15 protein-coding genes, 1 other RNA gene and 2 pseudogenes are annotated in these 17,804 nt (G+C 72.4%); 11 read left to right on the top strand and 7 right to left on the bottom strand.

Going from position 1 to position 17,804, the window contains the following annotated elements; genetic code table 11:
- The first annotated feature begins 10 nt into the window (after positions 1-10).
- From trpD to ACRAWC_RS26540, 5 genes are all read left to right on the top strand, one after another.
- Entirely contained in the window at positions 11-1,018 is a 1,008-nt protein-coding gene (gene trpD, locus ACRAWC_RS26560) for an anthranilate phosphoribosyltransferase (protein ID WP_431350158.1), read from the top strand.
- A gap of 25 nt (positions 1,019-1,043) precedes the next feature.
- A complete protein-coding gene (gene dhaK, locus ACRAWC_RS26555; protein ID WP_431350147.1) occupies positions 1,044-2,045 on the top strand; it encodes a dihydroxyacetone kinase subunit DhaK in 1,002 nt (333 codons plus the stop codon).
- 67 nt (positions 2,046-2,112) lie between these two features.
- Positions 2,113-2,745 carry a dihydroxyacetone kinase subunit DhaL gene (dhaL, locus tag ACRAWC_RS26550; RefSeq protein WP_431350146.1) on the top strand — a complete coding sequence of 211 codons (633 nt, stop codon included), beginning with the start codon at positions 2,113-2,115 and terminating at the stop codon, positions 2,743-2,745.
- The gene (dhaM, locus tag ACRAWC_RS26545) at positions 2,742-3,488 is read left to right on the top strand and encodes a dihydroxyacetone kinase phosphoryl donor subunit DhaM (RefSeq protein ID WP_431350145.1); all 747 of its coding nucleotides are present in this window, start codon (positions 2,742-2,744) and stop codon (positions 3,486-3,488) included. The genes dhaL and dhaM overlap by 4 nt, the downstream gene beginning before the upstream one ends.
- Position 3,489: 1 nt before the next feature.
- Positions 3,490-5,028, top strand: a complete 1,539-nt coding sequence (locus tag ACRAWC_RS26540; RefSeq protein WP_431350144.1) for a leucyl aminopeptidase — start codon at positions 3,490-3,492, stop codon at positions 5,026-5,028.
- Positions 5,029-5,225: 197 nt separating this feature from the next.
- Here ACRAWC_RS26540 and ACRAWC_RS26535 read toward each other — a convergent pair whose 3' ends face one another.
- Both ACRAWC_RS26535 and ACRAWC_RS26530 read right to left on the bottom strand, forming a co-directional pair.
- Complete coding sequence (locus ACRAWC_RS26535) at positions 5,226-5,729, bottom strand: GNAT family N-acetyltransferase (protein ID WP_431350143.1); 504 nt, start codon at positions 5,727-5,729, stop codon at positions 5,226-5,228.
- A 1-nt stretch (position 5,730) separates the two neighbouring features.
- Positions 5,731-7,020 (bottom strand): aminotransferase class I/II-fold pyridoxal phosphate-dependent enzyme, encoded by a 1,290-nt coding sequence (locus ACRAWC_RS26530; protein ID WP_431350142.1) that lies wholly within the window; start codon positions 7,018-7,020, stop codon positions 5,731-5,733.
- Between the two features lie 61 nt (positions 7,021-7,081).
- Here ACRAWC_RS26530 and ACRAWC_RS26525 point away from each other — a divergent pair, with 61 nt between their 5' ends.
- On the top strand, positions 7,082-7,726 hold the full coding sequence (locus tag ACRAWC_RS26525) for a DUF1345 domain-containing protein (protein ID WP_431350141.1): 645 nt from the start codon (positions 7,082-7,084) through the stop codon (positions 7,724-7,726).
- 60 nt (positions 7,727-7,786) lie between these two features.
- On the opposite strand, the gene ACRAWC_RS26520 is transcribed toward ACRAWC_RS26525, so the two are convergent.
- Both ACRAWC_RS26520 and ACRAWC_RS26515 read right to left on the bottom strand, forming a co-directional pair.
- Entirely contained in the window at positions 7,787-8,296 is a 510-nt protein-coding gene (locus ACRAWC_RS26520) for a dihydrofolate reductase (protein ID WP_431350140.1), read from the bottom strand.
- Positions 8,293-9,102 carry a thymidylate synthase gene (locus tag ACRAWC_RS26515; protein WP_431350139.1) on the bottom strand — a complete coding sequence of 270 codons (810 nt, stop codon included), beginning with the start codon at positions 9,100-9,102 and terminating at the stop codon, positions 8,293-8,295. Before ACRAWC_RS26515 ends, ACRAWC_RS26520 begins: the two co-directional genes overlap by 4 nt.
- 64 nt (positions 9,103-9,166) lie before the next feature.
- Here ACRAWC_RS26515 and ACRAWC_RS26510 point away from each other — a divergent pair, with 64 nt between their 5' ends.
- The 5 genes and pseudogenes from ACRAWC_RS26510 to rnpB all read left to right on the top strand — a co-directional run bounded on the left by ACRAWC_RS26510 (position 9,167) and on the right by rnpB (position 13,779).
- Positions 9,167-9,553, top strand: coding sequence for a hypothetical protein (locus ACRAWC_RS26510; protein WP_431350138.1), 387 nt, complete (start codon positions 9,167-9,169; stop codon positions 9,551-9,553).
- Positions 9,493-11,508 (top strand): cytosine permease, encoded by a 2,016-nt coding sequence (locus ACRAWC_RS26505; RefSeq protein WP_431350137.1) that lies wholly within the window; start codon positions 9,493-9,495, stop codon positions 11,506-11,508. Before ACRAWC_RS26510 ends, ACRAWC_RS26505 begins: the two co-directional genes overlap by 61 nt.
- Positions 11,509-11,773: 265 nt before the next feature.
- Positions 11,774-12,591: pseudogene (locus tag ACRAWC_RS26500) on the top strand (Nif3-like dinuclear metal center hexameric protein).
- 36 nt (positions 12,592-12,627) lie between these two features.
- Positions 12,628-13,361, top strand: a pseudogene (locus ACRAWC_RS26495) (zinc ribbon domain-containing protein).
- Between the two features lie 48 nt (positions 13,362-13,409).
- An RNA gene (rnpB, locus tag ACRAWC_RS26490) (RNase P RNA component class A) lies at positions 13,410-13,779 on the top strand.
- Positions 13,780-13,868: 89 nt separating this feature from the next.
- Here rnpB and ACRAWC_RS26485 read toward each other — a convergent pair.
- From ACRAWC_RS26485 to kdpC, 3 genes are read right to left on the bottom strand one after another with little or no spacing between them, the layout of a single operon-like run.
- Positions 13,869-14,579, bottom strand: coding sequence for a response regulator (locus ACRAWC_RS26485; protein WP_431350136.1), 711 nt, complete (start codon positions 14,577-14,579; stop codon positions 13,869-13,871).
- On the bottom strand, positions 14,576-17,125 hold the full coding sequence (locus ACRAWC_RS26480; protein WP_431350135.1) for a DUF4118 domain-containing protein: 2,550 nt from the start codon (positions 17,123-17,125) through the stop codon (positions 14,576-14,578). The genes ACRAWC_RS26485 and ACRAWC_RS26480 overlap by 4 nt, the downstream gene beginning before the upstream one ends.
- 32 nt (positions 17,126-17,157) lie before the next feature.
- Positions 17,158-17,778, bottom strand: coding sequence for a potassium-transporting ATPase subunit KdpC (kdpC, locus tag ACRAWC_RS26475; RefSeq protein ID WP_431350134.1), 621 nt, complete (start codon positions 17,776-17,778; stop codon positions 17,158-17,160).
- Between the last annotated feature and the right edge of the window lie 26 nt (positions 17,779-17,804).

Genomic DNA, 17,804 nt, shown 5'->3' with positions numbered 1-17,804 from the left:
CACCTCCCTCCTGGCCCGTGAGGACCTCAGTGTGGCGGACGCGGCGTGGGCGATGGACCAGGTCATGTCGGGCGAGGCCACGGAGGCCCAGCTCGCCGCTTTCCTGATCGCGCTGCGGGCCAAGGGCGAGACCGTGGACGAGATCGTCGGCTTCCGCGACGCCATCCTCGACCACGCGGTCCCGCTGGCCGTGGACCCGATGGCGCTCGACATCGTCGGCACCGGAGGCGACCGCTTCGGCACCGTGAACGTCTCCACCACGGCCTCCATCGTCGCCGCGGCCGCGGGGGTTCCCGTCATCAAGCACGGCAACCGGGCGGCCAGCTCGTCGTCCGGATCGTCGGACGTGCTGGCCGCGCTCGGCATCGACCTGACCCTGCCGCCGGCCCGCGTGGCCGAGGTGCTGAAGAGCACCGGGATCACCTTCGCGTTCGCGAGCGCCTTCCACCCGGGCTTCGCCAACGCCGGCCCCGTGCGGTCGCAACTCGGCGTGCCGACGGTGTTCAACTTCCTCGGGCCGCTGTGCAATCCGGCGCGCCCCGAGGCGTCAGCGGTCGGCGTCGCGACGCTCGACCGCATCCCGCTGATCGTCGGCGTGTTCCAGACCCGCGGCGCGACCGCACTGGTCTTCCGCGGCGACGACGGCCTCGACGAGCTGTCGACCACCGGTCACAGCCACGTCTGGGAGGTCTCCAGGGGTCTCGTCACCGAGCACGACATCGATCCGCGTGATCTGGGCATCCCGCGCGCCAGGATCGAGGATCTGCTCGGGAAGGACGCCGCGTACAACGCGGCGGTCGTGCGTGCCGTGCTCGCGGGCCAGGAGGGCCCCGTGCGCGACATCGTGCTGCTCAACGCGGCGGCCGGGCTCGTGTCCTACGAGCTCGCGTCCGACCCGTCGAGGGTCCAGGTGTCCATCCTGGATCGGTTCCGTTCGCACATGGCGGTCGCCGCCCAGGCGATCGACTCCGGGGCTGCGGCCGCGAAGCTCGAGGAATGGGTCGAGGCGACGCACTGACAGCAAGTGGAAGGAAGGGTTTTCGATGAAGAAGCTCATCAACGACGTACCCGACGTCGTAGCCGAGTCCCTCGCGGGGTTCGGACGGGCTCACGCGGACATCGTGACGGTGTCCCAGGACCCCCGCTTCGTCTCCCGGGCCGACGGCCCGGTGCGCGGCAAGGTCGGCCTGGTCAGCGGTGGAGGCAGTGGCCACGAGCCGCTGCACGCCGGCTTCGTGGGCAAGGGCATGCTCGACGCCGCGGTTCCGGGTGAGGTCTTCACCTCGCCGACGCCGATGCCGATCGTGGAGGCCACCAAGGCCGCGGACGGCGGGGCGGGCGTGCTCCACATCGTCAAGAACTACACGGGGGACGTGCTGAACTTCGAGACGGCCGCCGATCTGGTGGCCGCGGAGGGCATCACGGTGCGGGCCGTCGTCACCAACGACGACGTCGCCGTCCAGGACTCCCTCTACACGGCCGGCCGTCGCGGTGTCGCGGGCACCGTGCTGGTGGAGAAGATCGCCGGAGCGGCGGCCGACCGCGGCGACGACCTCGACGCCGTCACCGCGGTGGCGGAGAAGGTCAACGCCAACGTGCGCTCGATCGGCCTGGCGCTGACCGACGGCACCGTCCCGCACGCGGGCCAGCCCGGCTTCGTGCTCCCGGAGGACGAGATCGAGTTCGGCGTCGGCATCCACGGCGAGCCGGGCCGCGAGCGGATCAAGCTCGAGCCCGCCGACCGCCTGGTCGACCGGATGATGGACGCCATCCTCACCGATCTGCCGTTCTCGTCGGGGGACACCGTGCTGCTGTTCGTCAACGGCATGGGCGGCACGCCGCTCTCGGAGCTCTACATCCTGTTCCGGCGCGCGGCGGAGATCCTGGACGAGAAGGGGATCGTCCTCGGCCGGTCGCTGGTCGGGAACTACGTCACCTCGCTGGAGATGCAGGGCGCCTCGATCTCGGTGCTGAAGCTGGACGACGAGCTGACCGCCCTGTGGGACGCGCCGGTGCACACCGCTGCGCTCCGCTGGGGCGTGTGAGCCCTCGGGACGTGGGCGGGCGTACGCTCCACAGACCGGATGACACGACACGAGGAAGGATGCGCTGATGGCGCTGGACACGAACTGGGTCACCTCCTGGATCTCGGCCGCAGCGACGACCGTGGGCGAGCACAAGGGTGAGCTGAACACGCTCGACCGGGAGATCGGCGACGGCGACCACGGCGAGAACATGGACCGCGGGATGCGCGCGTCCGTGGACGCGCTCGCGAAACTGCCGGCCGACGCGACGCCGTCCGCGGTGCTGCGCTCGGTGGCGATGACCCTGATCTCCACCGTCGGCGGGGCGTCCGGGCCGCTGTACGGCACGGCTTTCCTCAAGGCTTCCGAGCCGGTCGGCGCCGCGGACGCGATCGACGGGGAGACCCTGGTGGCGCTGCTCACCGCGGCGCGCGACGGCATCGTGTCCCGCGGCAAGGCGGAGTCCGGCGACAAGACGATGGTCGACGCCTGGACCCCCGCGGTGGAGGCGGCTTCGGCCGCGCTCGCCGCGGGGGACGCTCCCGCGGCGATCCTCGACGCCGCGGCCGGGGCGGCCGAGCAGGGCTCGGACGCCACCATCCCGCTCGTCGCCCGGAAGGGCCGCGCCAGCTATCTGGGCGAGCGCTCGGCCGGTCACCGCGACCCGGGCGCGCAGTCCACCGCGCTGATCCTGCGGGCCGCTGCCGAGGCGGCGGGATGACCGGCGGTTCGACCGCGCGGGTCGGGCTCGTCTTCGTCTCGCACAGCTCGCAGCTCGCCGCCGGCGCCGTCGCCCTCGCCGGGCAGATGGCGCCGTCGGTGACGCTGCTGCCGGCGGGCGGCACGGACGACGACGGGATCGGCACGAGCTTCGGCAAGGTGATGACCGCGGTGGGCGAGGCCGACCAGGGTTCCGGCGTCGTGGTCGTCAGCGATCTCGGCTCGGCACTCCTGACGGCGGAGACCGTGCTCGACATGCTGCCGGAGGACGAGCGCGCCCGCGTGCGCGTCGTCGACGGGCCTTTCGTGGAGGGCGGCGTCGCCGCGGCCGTGGCCGCGGAGACCGGCGCCGACCTCGCGGGGGTCGCGGCCGCGGTGGAAGGCGCGCGATCGGCGTGGGCCGACGCGGAGGCGGCGTCGGTCGCCGAGCCTGTCGCTGCCGAGTCGGCCTCGCCGTCCGAAACGCCGGCCGCCGTGCGCGGCGCGGACGGGTACACGCGCGAGGTGCTCGTGCGCAACCCGCAGGGCCTGCATGCCCGGCCTGCCGCCGAGTTCGTCAAGCTGGCCAATACGTTCCCGGTGAAGGTGACCGTGAACGGCAAGGACGCCAAGAGCCTTCTCGGCGTGATGTCCCTCGGCCTCACGGCCGGCGCCACGGCCTCCATCGCGTCGCCGGACAGTGCAGGGGAATCCGCCGTGGACGCCCTGGTCGACCTGGTGGAGAGCGGCTTCGGGGAGGTCTGAGATGGCATCGGCGGTCCAGAGGCTCATCCCCGCGTCGTTCACCCCCGTCCCGTCGTACCGCCCGGCGCGGATCGTCGGCTTCGAGGCGGTCACGGCCTTCGCGCGGGGCGAGGAAGAGGGGCTCGACGCGATCGGCATCGCCGTCGGGACGGGAGGCCCGGTCGACGCCGACCTCGGCCTCGATCGCGACGCGCTCGAGCGCGCCGGGTTCGAGGGCAAGGCCGGCCAGACCCTCCTGGTCCCGACCGAGGCCGCCCCCGTGCTCTACGCAGTCGGCTCGGGCGATCCGCAGGAGCTCACCGCCGACACACTTCGCGACCTGTCCGCGACGTTCGCTCGCGCGGCGTCGTCGTCGGCCGCGCTCGGTCTCCGCCTGCCGGCGACAGGCGCTGTGCCGCCCGAGCGGGTCGGCCAGGTCGTCGCCGAGGGCGCGCTGCTCGGCCGCTACCGCTACTCCGAGCTGAAGTCGGCGCCGACCGTCACCGAACTGACCCGCCTCGAGGTGCTCGTGGACGAGGCTCCGTCCGCCGCTGTGGCCGACGGCCTCCCCGCCGGTGCGGTCACCGCGCGCGGCGCCGCCATCGCCCGTGACCTCGCCAACACCCCGCCCGGCCACCTGACGGCCACCGACTTCGGCGACCTCGCCGAGGAGCTGGCGGCCGACTTCGGGCTGGAGGTGGAGGTCTTCGACCGGCAGCAGCTCGTCGGTCTGGGCTGCGGCGGCCTGCTCGGGGTCAACGCCGGGAGCGCCGAGGAGCCGCGGATGATCCGGCTGCGCTACGTCCCGGACGGCGAGCCGACCGGCCATCTTGCGCTCGTCGGCAAGGGCATCATGTACGACTCCGGCGGCATCAGCCTCAAGCCCTCGGATCCGATGCACCTGCTGATGAAGATGGACATGGGCGGCGCCGCGGCGATCTTCGGTGCGCTGTCCAGCCTCCAGGACCTGGGCTGCACGACGATGGTCACGGCGTTCCTGATGTGCACGGACAACATGCCGTCCGGTTCCGCGTACAAGCTGGGCGACGTGCTCACGGCGCGCGGCGGCACGACCGTGGAGGTCAAGAACACCGACGCCGAGGGGCGCCTCGTGCTGATGGACGGCCTGGTCCTCGCCACGGAGGAGGAGCCCGACGCGGTCGTGGACATCGCGACGCTCACCGGCGGGGCGCTGCTGGCGCTCGGGCCGGCCCGGGCCGCGCTGTTCAGCAACGATCAGGCGCTCGCCGACGCGATCGTGTCGGCCTCCCGGAGCACCGACGAGAAGGTCTGGCAGCTTCCGCTGGAGACCGCCTACCGCAAGCTGCTGGACTCCGACATCGCCGACCTCGCCAACGTCGGCGGACCCTACGCGGGCGCGACGACGGCCGCGCTGTTCCTGCGCGAGTTCGTCGGCGGGACGCCCTGGGCGCACCTCGACATCGCAGGCACGATGAACGCGGACAGCGACGACGCCTGGCGCTCCAAAGGCGCAACCGGCTACGGCGCCCGGCTCCTGGCCGAACTGGCTCTCCGCTTCCAGCCTCCGCCGCGCAGGTAACGGAGGAGAACCCGGCGGCTGCGCCCCGGATCGCGGCCAACGGAGGACATCCGGCCGAAACCGACCCCGATCTCCTCCGCTCCCCGACGCGCCCGGACCGTCGGCAACGGAGGAGATCGCGGCCTGGCAGCGCCGGATTTCCTCCGCTGGCTGCCGACACGCCGGCGCCGCGTACGGATCTCCTCCGTTCGCGACGGCTACAGGTCGGCCGCCATCTCCAACTCCAGCGTGCTGCGGTCGAGCGGATACGGCTGCGTGTTGCCGGTGAAGGCGAAGCCGCGGCGTTCGTAATACCGGATCGCGGCCGCGTTGCGCTCGTGGACCTCCAGCAGCAGCCGCCCCGAGCGGAGGCGCGCCCAGTCGACGACGGCGTCCAACAGCGCGTCGGTGACGCCGTGCGCGCGGCCGCGCAGGGCGGGCGTCACGTACACGCCGACCAGATGCGGGTCGGGTGATCCCGTCGCGTGGAAGCCGCCCATCGTCCCGATCCAGCGTCCGTCCCGCGCCACCGCCGCGAACAGCCTGCTGCTCGTGGAGGTGTTGGCCGCCCGCCGCCGCCAGTGCTCGTCGGGGTGCGTCCGGGCGGTCGCCAGCGTCTCGAGGAACGCGATGGGCGTGTCCTCCAGCATCTCCAGCCGGATCGCGCGGTACGCGGTCCAGTCGGCCTCCTCGCTCGGGCGGACGACCCAGCCGGTCGTCACGTCAGTTCCGCTCGGCCAGCAGCGCCTCGGTCTCGGCGAGCAGGATGGCCGTGCAGAGTCCGTCGAGGGCCGCGCGGAGCTCCGCCAGCGGCGGGAACGTCGGCGCGATGCGGATGTTCGCGTCGCGCGGGTCCTCGCCGTACGGGTAGGTCGCCCCGGCGGGCGTCACCGCGATGCCGGCCTCCTTGGCGAGCTGGACGGCGCGTTTGGCGCAGCCGTCCAGAACGTCCAGGCTCACAAAGTAGCCGCCGTGCGGGGCGTTCCAGGCGCCCGCGCCCCACGGCTGCAGCCGCGCGCGGAAAGCCTCGTCGACCGCGGCGAACTTGGGCTCCAGGATCGCGCGGTGCTTCTCCATGTGCGCCGCCAGGCCATCCTGGTCGCGGAGCAGCCGAACGTGGCGGAGCTGGTTGATCTTGTCCGGTCCGATGCTCTGTGCGGCCGAGTTGTGCTGGAACCAGGCGATGTTCGCCTCCGACCCGCCGATGAAGGCCACGCCGGCGCCCGGGTACGTGACCTTGGACGTGGAGGCGAAGATCAGCGGGCGATCCGGGTTGCCCGCCTCGGCGGCCAGCGCAAGGATATCGATCGGCTCCGGCCGCTCGTCGCTCAGGTGGTGGACGACGTAGGCGTTGTCCCAGAACAGCCGGAAGTCGGGCGCGGCGGGCAACGACACCAGCGCGCAGGCGACCTCCTCGCTGTAGACCGCGCCGGTCGGGTTGGAGTACACCGGCACGCACCACATGCCCTTGATGCTGTCGTCCGTCGCCAGCAGCGTCTCGATCGTCGCGATGTCCGGGCCGTCCTCGTTCATCGGCACCGCGATCATCCGGATGCCGAAGCGCTCGCAGATCGTGAAGTGCCGGTCGTAGCCCGGCACCGGCGCGAGGAAGCTGATCGACTGGTGGCCCCACGGGAGGTCGCCGCCGGGCACACCGTGCAGCAGCGCCTGCGCGACGGTGTCGTGCATGACCGTGAGGCTGGAGTTGCCGAGCGCGAGGAGCTGGGCGACCGGCACCCGCAGCGCGTCCGCGAAAATCGCGCGCAGCTCGGGCAGGCCGTTCGGACCACCGTAGTTGCGCAGGTCCGTCCCCGCGGCGTCGCGGTAGGCCCCGTCGGGGAGGTGCAGGAGGTCGTTCGAGAGGTCGAGCTGCTCGGCTGACGGCTTGCCGCGCGTGATATCGAGTACGAGGCCGGCGGCCTTCAGCTCGTCGTAGGCGCGCACGAAGTCGGCGTGCGCGGCTCGGAGCGCTTCGGTGTCGAGGTCGGCGAGAGGTGAGGGAGCGGTGGTCACAAACCGATCGTACCGGCGCGCTGGCGTCGACGACCCGGCGTGACGTGCGAACATCCGTTGTGTGACGGACGATCTGAAGCGCGGACGCGGGCACACCCGGGTCAAGCTGTACGTGGCCCTGGGGGTCGGCATCGTGGTGGCGGTGGCTGCCGCCTTCTTCGAGGTGCTGCACCACGCGATCCTGACCGGGTGGGCGGCGGCCTGCCTGGTGTACGTCGTGTGGGTCTGGTCGACGATCTGGCGCATGGACGCGGGCCAGACGCGCAGCCACGCGACGCTGGAGGACCCGGGTCGGAGGACCGTGGACCTGGTGCTCACCATCACCGCGCTGGTGAGCGTGTTCGCGGTCGTGTGGGTCCTCGTCGAGGCGCGCAGTCTCAAGGGCGGCGCGCAGCTCGCGGTGGCGCTGCTCGCGATCGTGAGCATCGCGCTGTCGTGGGTGCTCGTCCACACCCTCTACACCCTCCGTTACGCGCGGATCTACTACCGCAAGGACGGCGGCGTCGACTTCAACCAGAAGGAGCCGCCGCAGTACAGCGACTTCGCCTACCTCTCGTTCACGCTCGGGATGACGTTCCAGGTGTCGGACACGGACATCACCAGCACGTACCTGCGCCGGACGATCATCCGCCACACGCTGCTGTCCTACGTGTTCGGCACGGTCATCGTCGCGACGACCGTCAACCTGGTGGCGGGATTGACCTAGCGCCCTGCCGACCTAGCGCCCGGCGGACCTAGCGCCCGGCGGATCTAGCGCTCGGCGGACCTAGCGCTCGTAGCGGACGAAGCGGTACCGCATCCCGTTCGCCGCCTCCAGCCACGGCCCGGGGTCGCCGTGCCACTCAGGACCGAGCTTCGGCGCGAACGTGTCGCCCGCCACGGCGAGGTCGATCTCGGTCACCTCGACCCGGTCGGCGAGCGGCAGGGACTGCGTGTACAGCTCCGCGCCGCCCATGATCCACACGGTCCCGGTCCCGGTCCCGGTCCCGGCGGCGCTGAGCGCTCGGTCGAGGGAGTGGACGACCTCCGCGCCGCGAGCCTCATAGCCCGCGTCGCGCGTCACGACGACGTTCGCCCGGCCTGGGAGGGGCCGGAACCGCTCGGGCAGGGACTCCCAGGTGCGCCGGCCCATGATCACCGGGTCGCCGTCGGTCAGCTCGCGGAAATGCTTGAGGTCCTCGGGCAGGTGCCACGGCATCACGCCCCCGGCGCCGATCACGCGGTCGTGGGCCTGCGCCCAAATCAGGGCGACGGTACTGCTGAGGGCGGGCGTCATACGGCCACGGCCGCGCGGATGGCGGGGTGGTGCTGGTAGTCCTCCACCACGAAGTCCTCGTACCGGTAGTCGAAGAGGCTCTCCGGCTTCCGGGTGAACCGCAGGGTGGGCGCGGGATAGGGGTCGCGGGCGAGCTGCTCCGTCACCTGCTCGACGTGGTTGTCGTAGATGTGGCAGTCGCCGCCGGTCCAGACGAAGTCGCCGGGCTCCAGGCCGACCTGCTGGGCGACCATCATCGTGAGGAGGGCGTAACTGGCGATGTTGAACGGGACGCCGAGGAACATGTCGGCGCTGCGCTGGTAGAGCTGGCAGGAGAGCCGGCCGTCGGCGACATAGAACTGGAAGAACGCGTGGCACGGGGCGAGCGCCATGTCCGGGATGTCGGCGACGTTCCAGGCGGAGACGATGATCCGGCGCGAGTCCGGGTCGCGGCGCAGGGTGTCGACCACCTGCTGGATCTGGTCGATGCGGGTTCCGTCGGGCGCCGGCCACGACCGCCACTGCACGCCGTAGACCGGGCCGAGCTCGCCGCGCTCGTCGGCCCACTCGTCCCAGATCGTGACGCCGTTGTCGCGCAGCCACCCCACGTTGCTCTCGCCGCGGAGGAACCACAGCAGCTCGTAGGCGATGGACTTGAAGTGCACTCGCTTGGTGGTGATCAGCGGGAAGCCCTCGGCGAGGTCGAACCGGAGCTGGCGGCCGAACACGCTGCGCGTCCCGGTGCCCGTGCGGTCGGACTTGTGGCTGCCGTTCGCGAGGACGTCGCGCAGCAGGTCTTCGTACGGAGTCGGGATCGGCGTGCTCATCGAGACGATGGTACCGCCAGGATGGCCCGTGACCCGGTGGACGTTCCGGTCGTAGGCTCAGAACATGGAACGGGCCGATGGCGTGGAGAGGGACGGCGTCGCGGAACCGGGCGGAGCAGTCCGCCACAGCGACGACGAGCTCGCCGACGCCCTCCAGGTGGAGGTCGACCGGGCGACGGCGGCGATCCCGATCGTGGCGGGGCCGCTCGCCGCCGCGGACGGGGACGGCGCGGCGACCCTCAGCGACGCGGAGGTCACGGCGATCGTGAACGCGGACCTCCGGGTCCACGACACATTCGGGGCGATCCAGCATCTCCAGAACGTGCTGCAGGCGCGGGCGACGGCGGCGATTCCGGTGGTGGGGGAGCCGGCGGACGCCGTCGTCGGGGAGTGGATGCAGCGGAAGAGTACGACGAGGACGACGACTGGGCCGGGCCGCCGACGCAGTTGATCAGCTTCGACGACCTCCCGTCGCGGCGCCGGGACGATGGGCCGCAGCCGACGTACAGCGTGTGGGTGGGGGCGGCCGTGCCGCAGCCGGTGGCGGAGTCGGCCGCGCAGGAGCCGCCGGTGGCGGCGGCCGCGGAGAACCCGGAGGCGCCGGAGTCACCTGCGCCGGCGCAGCCGGTGGTCTCGCCGCCCAAGTTCCCGACGATCGCGCTCGACACCTCGTCCTCCGCGACCGAGCGGGCGTCCGCTCCCGCGGCTCCCGCACCGCGCGTCGAGCCGCTGGGTCTCGTACCCGCCGAGTACGCGCCGCGCGACTCCCAGCCGGTCCCGTTGCTCCCGGACGCCCTCCCCGTCGCGCCCGCCGCGCCGGTGGCCGGAGCCGCCGAGCCCGCGCCGGCCGACCCTGCACCGGCCGCGGCGACCCCCGGTCAGCTGGACGCTGTCGCCGCGCACAGCACGCCGACTCCCGTCGCGCCGCCGCGGCCGCCCGAGGACTCCGCACTGCACCCCGGCCCGGTCGCGCCTCCCGTGTTCGTGCCGGAGACCGTGGACCTGGGGCCCACGCCGTTCGAACGGCGCGCGGGGCACGCGTCCCGGCTGTTCTGGCTGTGGTTCGCCGGCACCTCCTCGCTGATCAGCGTGGGCGTCGGCGCGACCCTGTTCCTGCTCGGGCTGAGCCTCCGGCAGCTCCTGGTCGCGACGCTGTTCGGTGTCGCGCTGTCGTTCCTGCCGCTCGGGCTCGGGACGCTCGCCGGCAAGTGGAGCGGGCAGCCGACCATGGTGGTGTCGCGCGCCACGTTCGGCTTGCGGGGGAACGCCCTCCCGACCGTGCTGGCGCTGGTCACCAAGCTGTTCTGGGGCGCGGTGCTGCTCTGGCTGGCGGGGTCGGCCGCGGGGTCGCTGGCGGTCTCGGAGGGCTGGTCGCACGGTGCCGCGATCCCGACCGCGATCGCGCTTGTCGTGACGATCGCCGTCGCCGGCGTGGTCGCCTACTTCGGCTACGGGCTCGTCTCGCGGGTCCAGCTCGTCCTCACGATCGCGTCGGCGGCGCTGATCGCCGTGACGATCGCAGCCACCTGGCGGCACGTCGACGTGTCGCGCGCGCTCGCCGTGCCCGACGCGCTCTGGACGCACGTCGTGACCGGCGCTGTGCTCGTGTTCAGCTACGTCGGTCTGGCCTGGGCCATGAGCAGCGCGGAGGTCGCCCGGTACCAGCGCCGGCGCTCGTCCGGCGCGGCGGGGATGCTGTGGGCGACGTTCGGGGCCGGCGTGCCGCCGTTCGTGCTCGTCTCCTACGGCGGTCTGCTCGCGGCCTCCGACCCGCACCTGGCCGCCGAGCTGGCGAGCGACCCGGTGGGAGGGTTCGTGCAGCTCGGCCTCCCCGCCTGGTACCCCGTCCCACTGCTGCTGGCGGTCGGGCTCAGCCTCATCTCGGCGCTGGTGCTCACGGTCTACTCGGGCGGCTTCACCCTCGACGCGCTCGGCGTACGGCTCGGCCGGCGCTGGAGCACACTGGTCATCGCCGCCGCGATCGCGGTCGCAGGAGTCGTGCTCGCCCTCACGGTGAGGGACCTGGACGTGGTCATCCGCGGCGTCCCGACCGCGCTGTCGGTGCCTGTCGCCGCCTGGGCCGGGCTGTTCGCCGGCGAGATGATGCTGCGCACGCGCCGTTTCCACCACGGCTCACTGCTGAACCGCGGGGGCGTCTACCCGGACTGGCGCTGGATCAACCTCACGATGCTCGTGGTCGCGAGCGCGATCGGGCTCGGCTTCGTCAGCTCGCCGCTGCCGTGGCTGGCCTGGGAGGGCTACCTGTTCCGGCTGCTCGGGGCCGACCCGCATGCCGGCATCGGCACGAGCAACGTCGGAGTGCTGCTCGCGCTCGGGATCGGGTTGGTGACACCGATGGTGTCGGGCGTGCGCGCGGTGCGCCGGCAGGAGCGTTCGGAGGCCTGACGGCGTCGGCGACGGAGGACATCCGGCCCCACCACCCCATAAAACGCAGCCAACGGAGGACCCGCGGCCCCTAGCCGGCCCCATCTCCTCCGTTACCGACTTCGTGGGGGCGACGCGCGGCTCCCACGGCCGCGGCCAACGGAGGAGATCCGGCCCGGGGACGGCCCCGCATCCTCCCTTGGCTGCCTCCGACCGGCGTGTCGCGGCGGAAGTCCTCCGCCGGCGACGAGGTCCGTCCCCGACGGCGCCGGGTAGGCTCTACTGCGTGCCGCACACTCTCCGTTCCGTCTGCGAGGTCGTCGAATCGCTCTGGCCGGTCGCCGGCGCGGAGGGGTGGGATGCGCCCGGCCTGGTGTCCGGTGATCCGGCCGCGAGCGTGGAGCGCATCCTCCTCACCGTGGACGCGGTCGCCGCGACGGTCGACGAGGCCGTCGGGATGGGCGCCGACCTGCTCATCGCCCACCACCCGCTGCTGCTGCGCGGCGTGACCTCCGTCGCAGAGGACCGCTACAAGGGCTCGCTGCTGGCCACGCTGATCCGGAACGATTGCGCCCTGATCGCGGCGCATACCAACGCCGACGTGGTCGCTGACGGCACCAGCGCCGTCCTGGCCGCGGCCCTCGGCCTCCGCGACACCGCGCCGATCTCTCCGGCGCCCGACGGCGTCACCGGCATCGGCCGGGTCGGCACCCTGGCCGAGCCGACGACGCTCGGCGCGCTCGCCCGCGCCCTCGCCGACCTCCTGCCGCCGACCGCCGGGGAGTCCGCGCGGCCGGCGACTACCACCAGCCCGTCTCCCGCGTCGCCGTGTGCGGCGGCGCCGGGGACTCGCTGCTCGCCAGCGACGCTGTGCGCAGCGCGGACGTCTACATCACCGCCGACCTGCGCCACCATCCGGCGTCGGAGGCGCGCGAGCAGGCCGTCCTCGGCGGCGGCCCGGCCCTCCTCGACGTCTCGCACTGGGCGAGCGAGTGGCTGTGGCTCGACACGGCCGCCGAGAGCCTCCGCCGCGAGCTTCCCGGTGTGGAGGTCGTCGTCAGCGAGTTGCGCACCGACCCCTGGGATTTCGCGATCCTGCAATGACCCACCGCATCAGATAGAGACAGCAGAGAGCAGAGCATGAAAGCCAGCCCCGCCGACCAGAACGAACTCCTCCGGCTTCAGGCCGCCGACACCCGGCTCAGCCAGCTCGACCACGCCGTCCGCAACCTCCCGCAGGCGGCACAGCTCGCCGCGCTGCAGCCGGAGGTCGACTCCCTCCGGGCCCGGTGGATCGCCGCGACCGGAGAGGTGGAGGACGCCCGCGCCGAGCTGAAGCGCGTCGAGTCGGACGTCGAGCTGGTGGAGGCGCGCAAGCGCCGCGACAGCGAGCGGCTGCAGCACCGTCCTCCGTGAAGGACGTGCAGGCCCTGGAAGCCGAGCTCGCGTCCCTCGCGAAGCGCCAGAACGACCTCGAGGAGATCGAGCTGACCGTGATGGAGCGCTTGGAGGGGCTCGAGGCGACACTGTCCTCCATCGACGCCGAGCGCAACGAGTTGGAGGCACGGGTTCAGGAACTCGAGGCCTCCCGCGACGGCGAGGCCGGCACGGTCGGCGCCCAGCGCGACGCCCTCGCCCGCGACCGCGCCACTATCGCCGAGACGCTTCCCGCCGACCTGGTCGCCCTCTACGAGCGGCAGCGTTCGCGGTACGGCGTCGGCGCAGCCCTGCTGCTGCGCGGGGTGTCGATGGGATCGAACGTCAAGCTCACCGAGTCGGACCTGGCCGACATCCGCCGGGCGGCGGACGACGACGTGGTGCTCTGCCCGGACAGCGGTGCGATCCTGATCCGCAACGAGGAGTCGGGACTCTAGTCGCTGCCAGCGGCCTCCGCTCCCGCTGCGCTAGGGTGGGGGCCGGAACGGGTCGGCCAGACGGTCGCGTCGGTCCGCGCGAGCGGGCCGCCGAGGAACGTCCGGGCTCCGCAGAGCAGGGCGGTGGGTAACACCCACCCGGGGCAACCCGCGAGAAAGTGCAACAGAGAGCAGACCGCCTCGCACGCGAGTGCGCGGTAAGGGTGAAACGGTGGTGTAAGAGACCACCAGCGGCCGGGGTGACCCGGCCGGCTGGGTAAACCTCGCCCGGAGCAAGGTCAGACAGGGGACCATGAGGCTGCTCGTCTCGTCCCCGGGTAGACCGCTAGAGGGCGGCGGCGACGTCGTCCCGAGAGAGATGGCCGTCCGCGGCGCGCGAGCGCCGTGACAGAACCCGGCGTATCGGCCGACCCGTTCCCTTCCGCCGATCCGCCGCCGGGCACCTCGCGAGTACGCGAATAGTCTGCGTACTCGGCGGTATTCGGCTGACTTTTCGCGTACTCGGGGTTACTCGGGGTCGGGGTCGGGGTCGGGGTCGGGCGTGAAGCGATAGCCCATGCCGGGCTCGGTGAGGAGGTAGCGCGGGGAGGACGGGACGGGCTCCAGCTTCTTGCGGAGTTGCGCCAGGTAGAGGCGCAGGTAACCGGTGTCGTTCGTGTACTGCGGGCCCCACACCTGCGTGAGCAGAGCCTGGCGCGTGACCAGCCGGCGCGGGTTGCGCACCAGCACCTCCAGGATCTCCCACTCGGTCGGCGTCAGCCGCACCGGCGACTCGCCGTCGGCCGTGCGCTTCAGCACCTGATGGGCCGCGAGGTCGACGGTGATGTCGCCGAAACGCACCGCCGGCTCGTCGGCCGGGCCGGACTGGCGCCGGGTCAGCGCCCGGATGCGCGCCAGCAGCTCGTCGGCCGCGAACGGCTTCGTCACGTAGTCGTCGGCTCCCGCGTCCAGCGCGTCCACCTTGTCGGCCGAGCCGGTGCGCCCGGAGACGACCAGGATCGGGACCGTCGACCAGCCGCGCAGCCCCTCGATCACCTCGATGCCGTTCAGCTCGGGCATCCCGAGGTCGAGCATGACCAGGTCGGGGTGATGCTCCACCGCCTCCGACAGCGCCTCCGCGCCGGTGCGGGCGGTGAGGACTTCGTAGCCTCGCGCCGTGAGGAGGATGCGGAGGGCGCGCAGGATCTGCTGGTCGTCGTCGGCGATCAGGATCCTCATGGCGTCTCCTCCGTGCTGATCGTGGATGTGCTGATCGTGGATGTGCTGGGCGTGGATGTGCTGGGCGTGGATGCGGTCGCGGCCGGCAGCGATACCACCATCGTCAGCCCGCCGCCCGGGGTGTCCTCGGCCTCCAGCGTCCCGCCCATCCCCTCGGCGAACCCCTTGGAGAGCGCGAGACCGAGCCCGATCCCGGTGTCGTTGTCCGTGTCGCCGAGCCGCTGGAACGGCAGGAAGACGGCCTCGCGGCGCTCGCCGGGGATGCCGGGCCCGTGGTCGACGACGCGCAGTTGCACCGTCCCGCCGAACTCGCTGGCCGCGATGACGGGAGGCCGCCCGTCCGGCGAGAACCGCAGGGCGTTGCCGAGCAGGTTCACCAGCACGCGCTGCAGCAGCACGCCGTCGGCGAGCACCGGCGGCACGTTCTCCGCCAGGTCCAGCTCCACCTTGGCCGGGCCGAGCCCCAGCTCCTCGAGCGCGGGCGGGATCACGTCGTCCAGCTCGGTCGGCGCCAGCGACACTCCGAGCACGCCGGCCTGGACGCGGCTGACGTCGAGCAGGTTGGTGACCAGGGTGGCGAGGCCGTCGAGGCTGTCCTCCGCGGTCTCCAGCAGCGCCTCGCGGTCGCCGTCGCTGAGGGCGAGGTCGCGCTGGCGCAGTGTGGTGACGGCGGCGGTCGCGGCGGCGAGCGGACGGCGGAGGTCGTGCCCGACGGCGGCGAGCAGGGCGCTGCGCACCCGGTCGGCCTCGGCGAGCGGGCCGAGCTCGCTCGCGGTCGCGGCGAGCTCGCGGTGCTCCAGTGCCGCGTCGAGCTGAGCGACGATCGCGGCGAGCAGGCGCCGGTCGGCGGCCTCCAGATCGCGGCCGGACAGCTCGAGTGTGCCGCGGTCGCCCACGGCGATGCGCTGCGTGTGCTCCGAGCCGGCGGGCTCACCGTCCGTGGACACCACCTCGTCACCGTCCAGGAGGCGCACCCCGGTGAGCCCGAACGCCTCGCGCGTGCGGGTGACCAGCGCCTGCAGGGCGTCCTCGCCGCGGATGACGCCGCCGGCGACCGTCGCCAGCAGCTCGGCCTCGGCGGCGGCGCGCTGGGCGGCTCGCGTGCGCCGGGCCGCCTGGTCGACGACCAGGCTGACCAGCGCGGCGATGATCATGTAGAGGATCAGCGCGAGCAGGTGAAGCGGCTCGGCGATCGTGATCGTGTAGAGCGGGGCGACGAAGAAGTAGTCCAACGTCAGCCCGGAGAGCAGCGCGGCGAACAGCGCCGGCCAGATCCCGCCCACCAGCGCGACGACCACCACCAGGAGCTGATAGCTGAGCACGTCGGCCGTCATCGACTCGCCCGAGCGCATGCTCACCAGCAGCAGCGTCAGCAGTGGGCCGCCGATCAGCGCCAGCAGGAAGCCGTAGACCTGGCGCCGTGTCGTGAGGCCGCCGCGCGGCCGCGGCAGCGAGAAGCGCCCGCCGGCCCGGGAGTGCGTCACGATGTGGACGTCGATGTCGCCGGACTCCCGGACCACCGTCGCGCCGATTCCCGGTCCCGTCAGCAGCGCTGCCAGCCGGCTGCGCCGGGACACGCCGATGACGAGTTGCGTCGCGTTCTCGCCGCGCGCGAACTCGACGAGCGCCTGCGGGATGTCGCTGCCGACCACCTGGTGGTAGCTGCCGCCGAGCTGCTCCACCAGCGCGCGCTGCGATGCGAGCGCGCCGGGGTTGGCCTCGCGGAGGCCGTCCTGGCTGGTGACGTGCACGGCGAGCAGCTCGCCGCCGGCCGAACGTGCGGCGATCCGGGCGCCGCGCCGCAGCAGTGTCTCGCCTTCCGGGCCGCCGGTGAGGGCGACGACCACGCGCTCGCGGGCCTCCCATTTGCCGGCGATCCCGTGCTCGGCACGGTACTGCTGCAGCGCGCTGTCGACCTCGTCGGCCAGCCAGAGCAGTGCGAGTTCGCGGAGCGCCGTCAGGTTGCCGAGCCGGAAGTAGTTGGAGAGGGCGGCGTCCACGCGGGCCGCCGGGTACACGACGCCCTCTGCGAGCCGGTCGCGCAGCGCCTGCGGTGCGAGGTCGACCACTTCGATCTGGTCGGCGCGGCGCAGCACGGCGTCCGGGATGGTCTCCCGCTGCTGCACGCCGGTGATCTGCTCGACCACGTCGTTCAGTGACTCGATGTGCTGGATGTTGACCGTCGACATCACGTCGATGCCGGCGGCGAGCATCACCTCGACGTCCTCCCAGCGCTTGGCGTGCTGCAAGCCGGGGGCGTTGGTGTGGGCGAGCTCGTCCACGAGAGCCAGTTGCGGCGCGCGGTCGAGGACCGCGTCGAGATCCAGCTCGGTGAGCTCCACCCCGCGGTGCTCGACCGAGCGGCGCGGGACGACCTCCAAGCCATCCAGCATGGCGGCGGTCGCGGCGCGGCCGTGGGTCTCCACGACCGCGACCACAACGTCCTTGCCCAGGGCCTTCAGCCGCTTGCCCTCCTCGAGCATCGCGTACGTCTTGCCGACGCCGGGCGCCGCGCCGAGCATGACCCGGAGGTGGCCACGCGCCATTGCCCCTCGATCCCTCTCTCGATGTCGGCCGGTCAGCGGCCGAGCTGGGCGAGCGCCAGGTTGAGCTGGAGCACGTTCACGGTCGGGTCCCCGAGGTAGCCGAGATCCCGTGTCTGAATCCTAGACTCGACCAGCTTCTTCACTGTTGCTTCGGGGAGCCCGCGCGCCTCGGCCACGCGCTTCACCTGGAGCAGGGCGTCGGCAGGGGAGATGTGCGGGTCGAGGCCGGAGGCGGAGGCGGTGACCGCGTCGGAGGGGATCTCGGAGGCAGGCACGCCATCCAGCTTCTCGATGGCCGCCGTGCGGTCCTGCACGGCCTTCACCTGCACCGGGTTCCCGGTGGCGAGATTGCTGCCTGAGGACGCCCCCGCGTCGTAGCCGGCGGGGCCGCTCGACGTCGCGGCCGAGGGACGCGACTGGAACCATTGCGGCAGGGGGCTCCCCTTCTTGTCTGTGAAGGCCTGGCCGATCAGGGCCGAGCCGACGGCCTTCCCGTCCTGCGTGATCATCGACCCGTTCGCCTGCGCCGGGAACGCGAGCTGCCCGATGCCGGTCACGACGAAGGTGTAGGCGACGCCGAGCGCGACCGTGAGCACGATCATGGCGCGGATGGCGACCCAGTACTGGCGCCAGGCGCCGCGGAGGCGGTTCATTCTCAACGATTCCTTACTGTCGGGTG

The sequence above is a fragment of the Leifsonia sp. L25 genome, from assembly GCF_050632895.1.
This window is presented reverse-complemented; position numbering and strand designations above follow the sequence as displayed.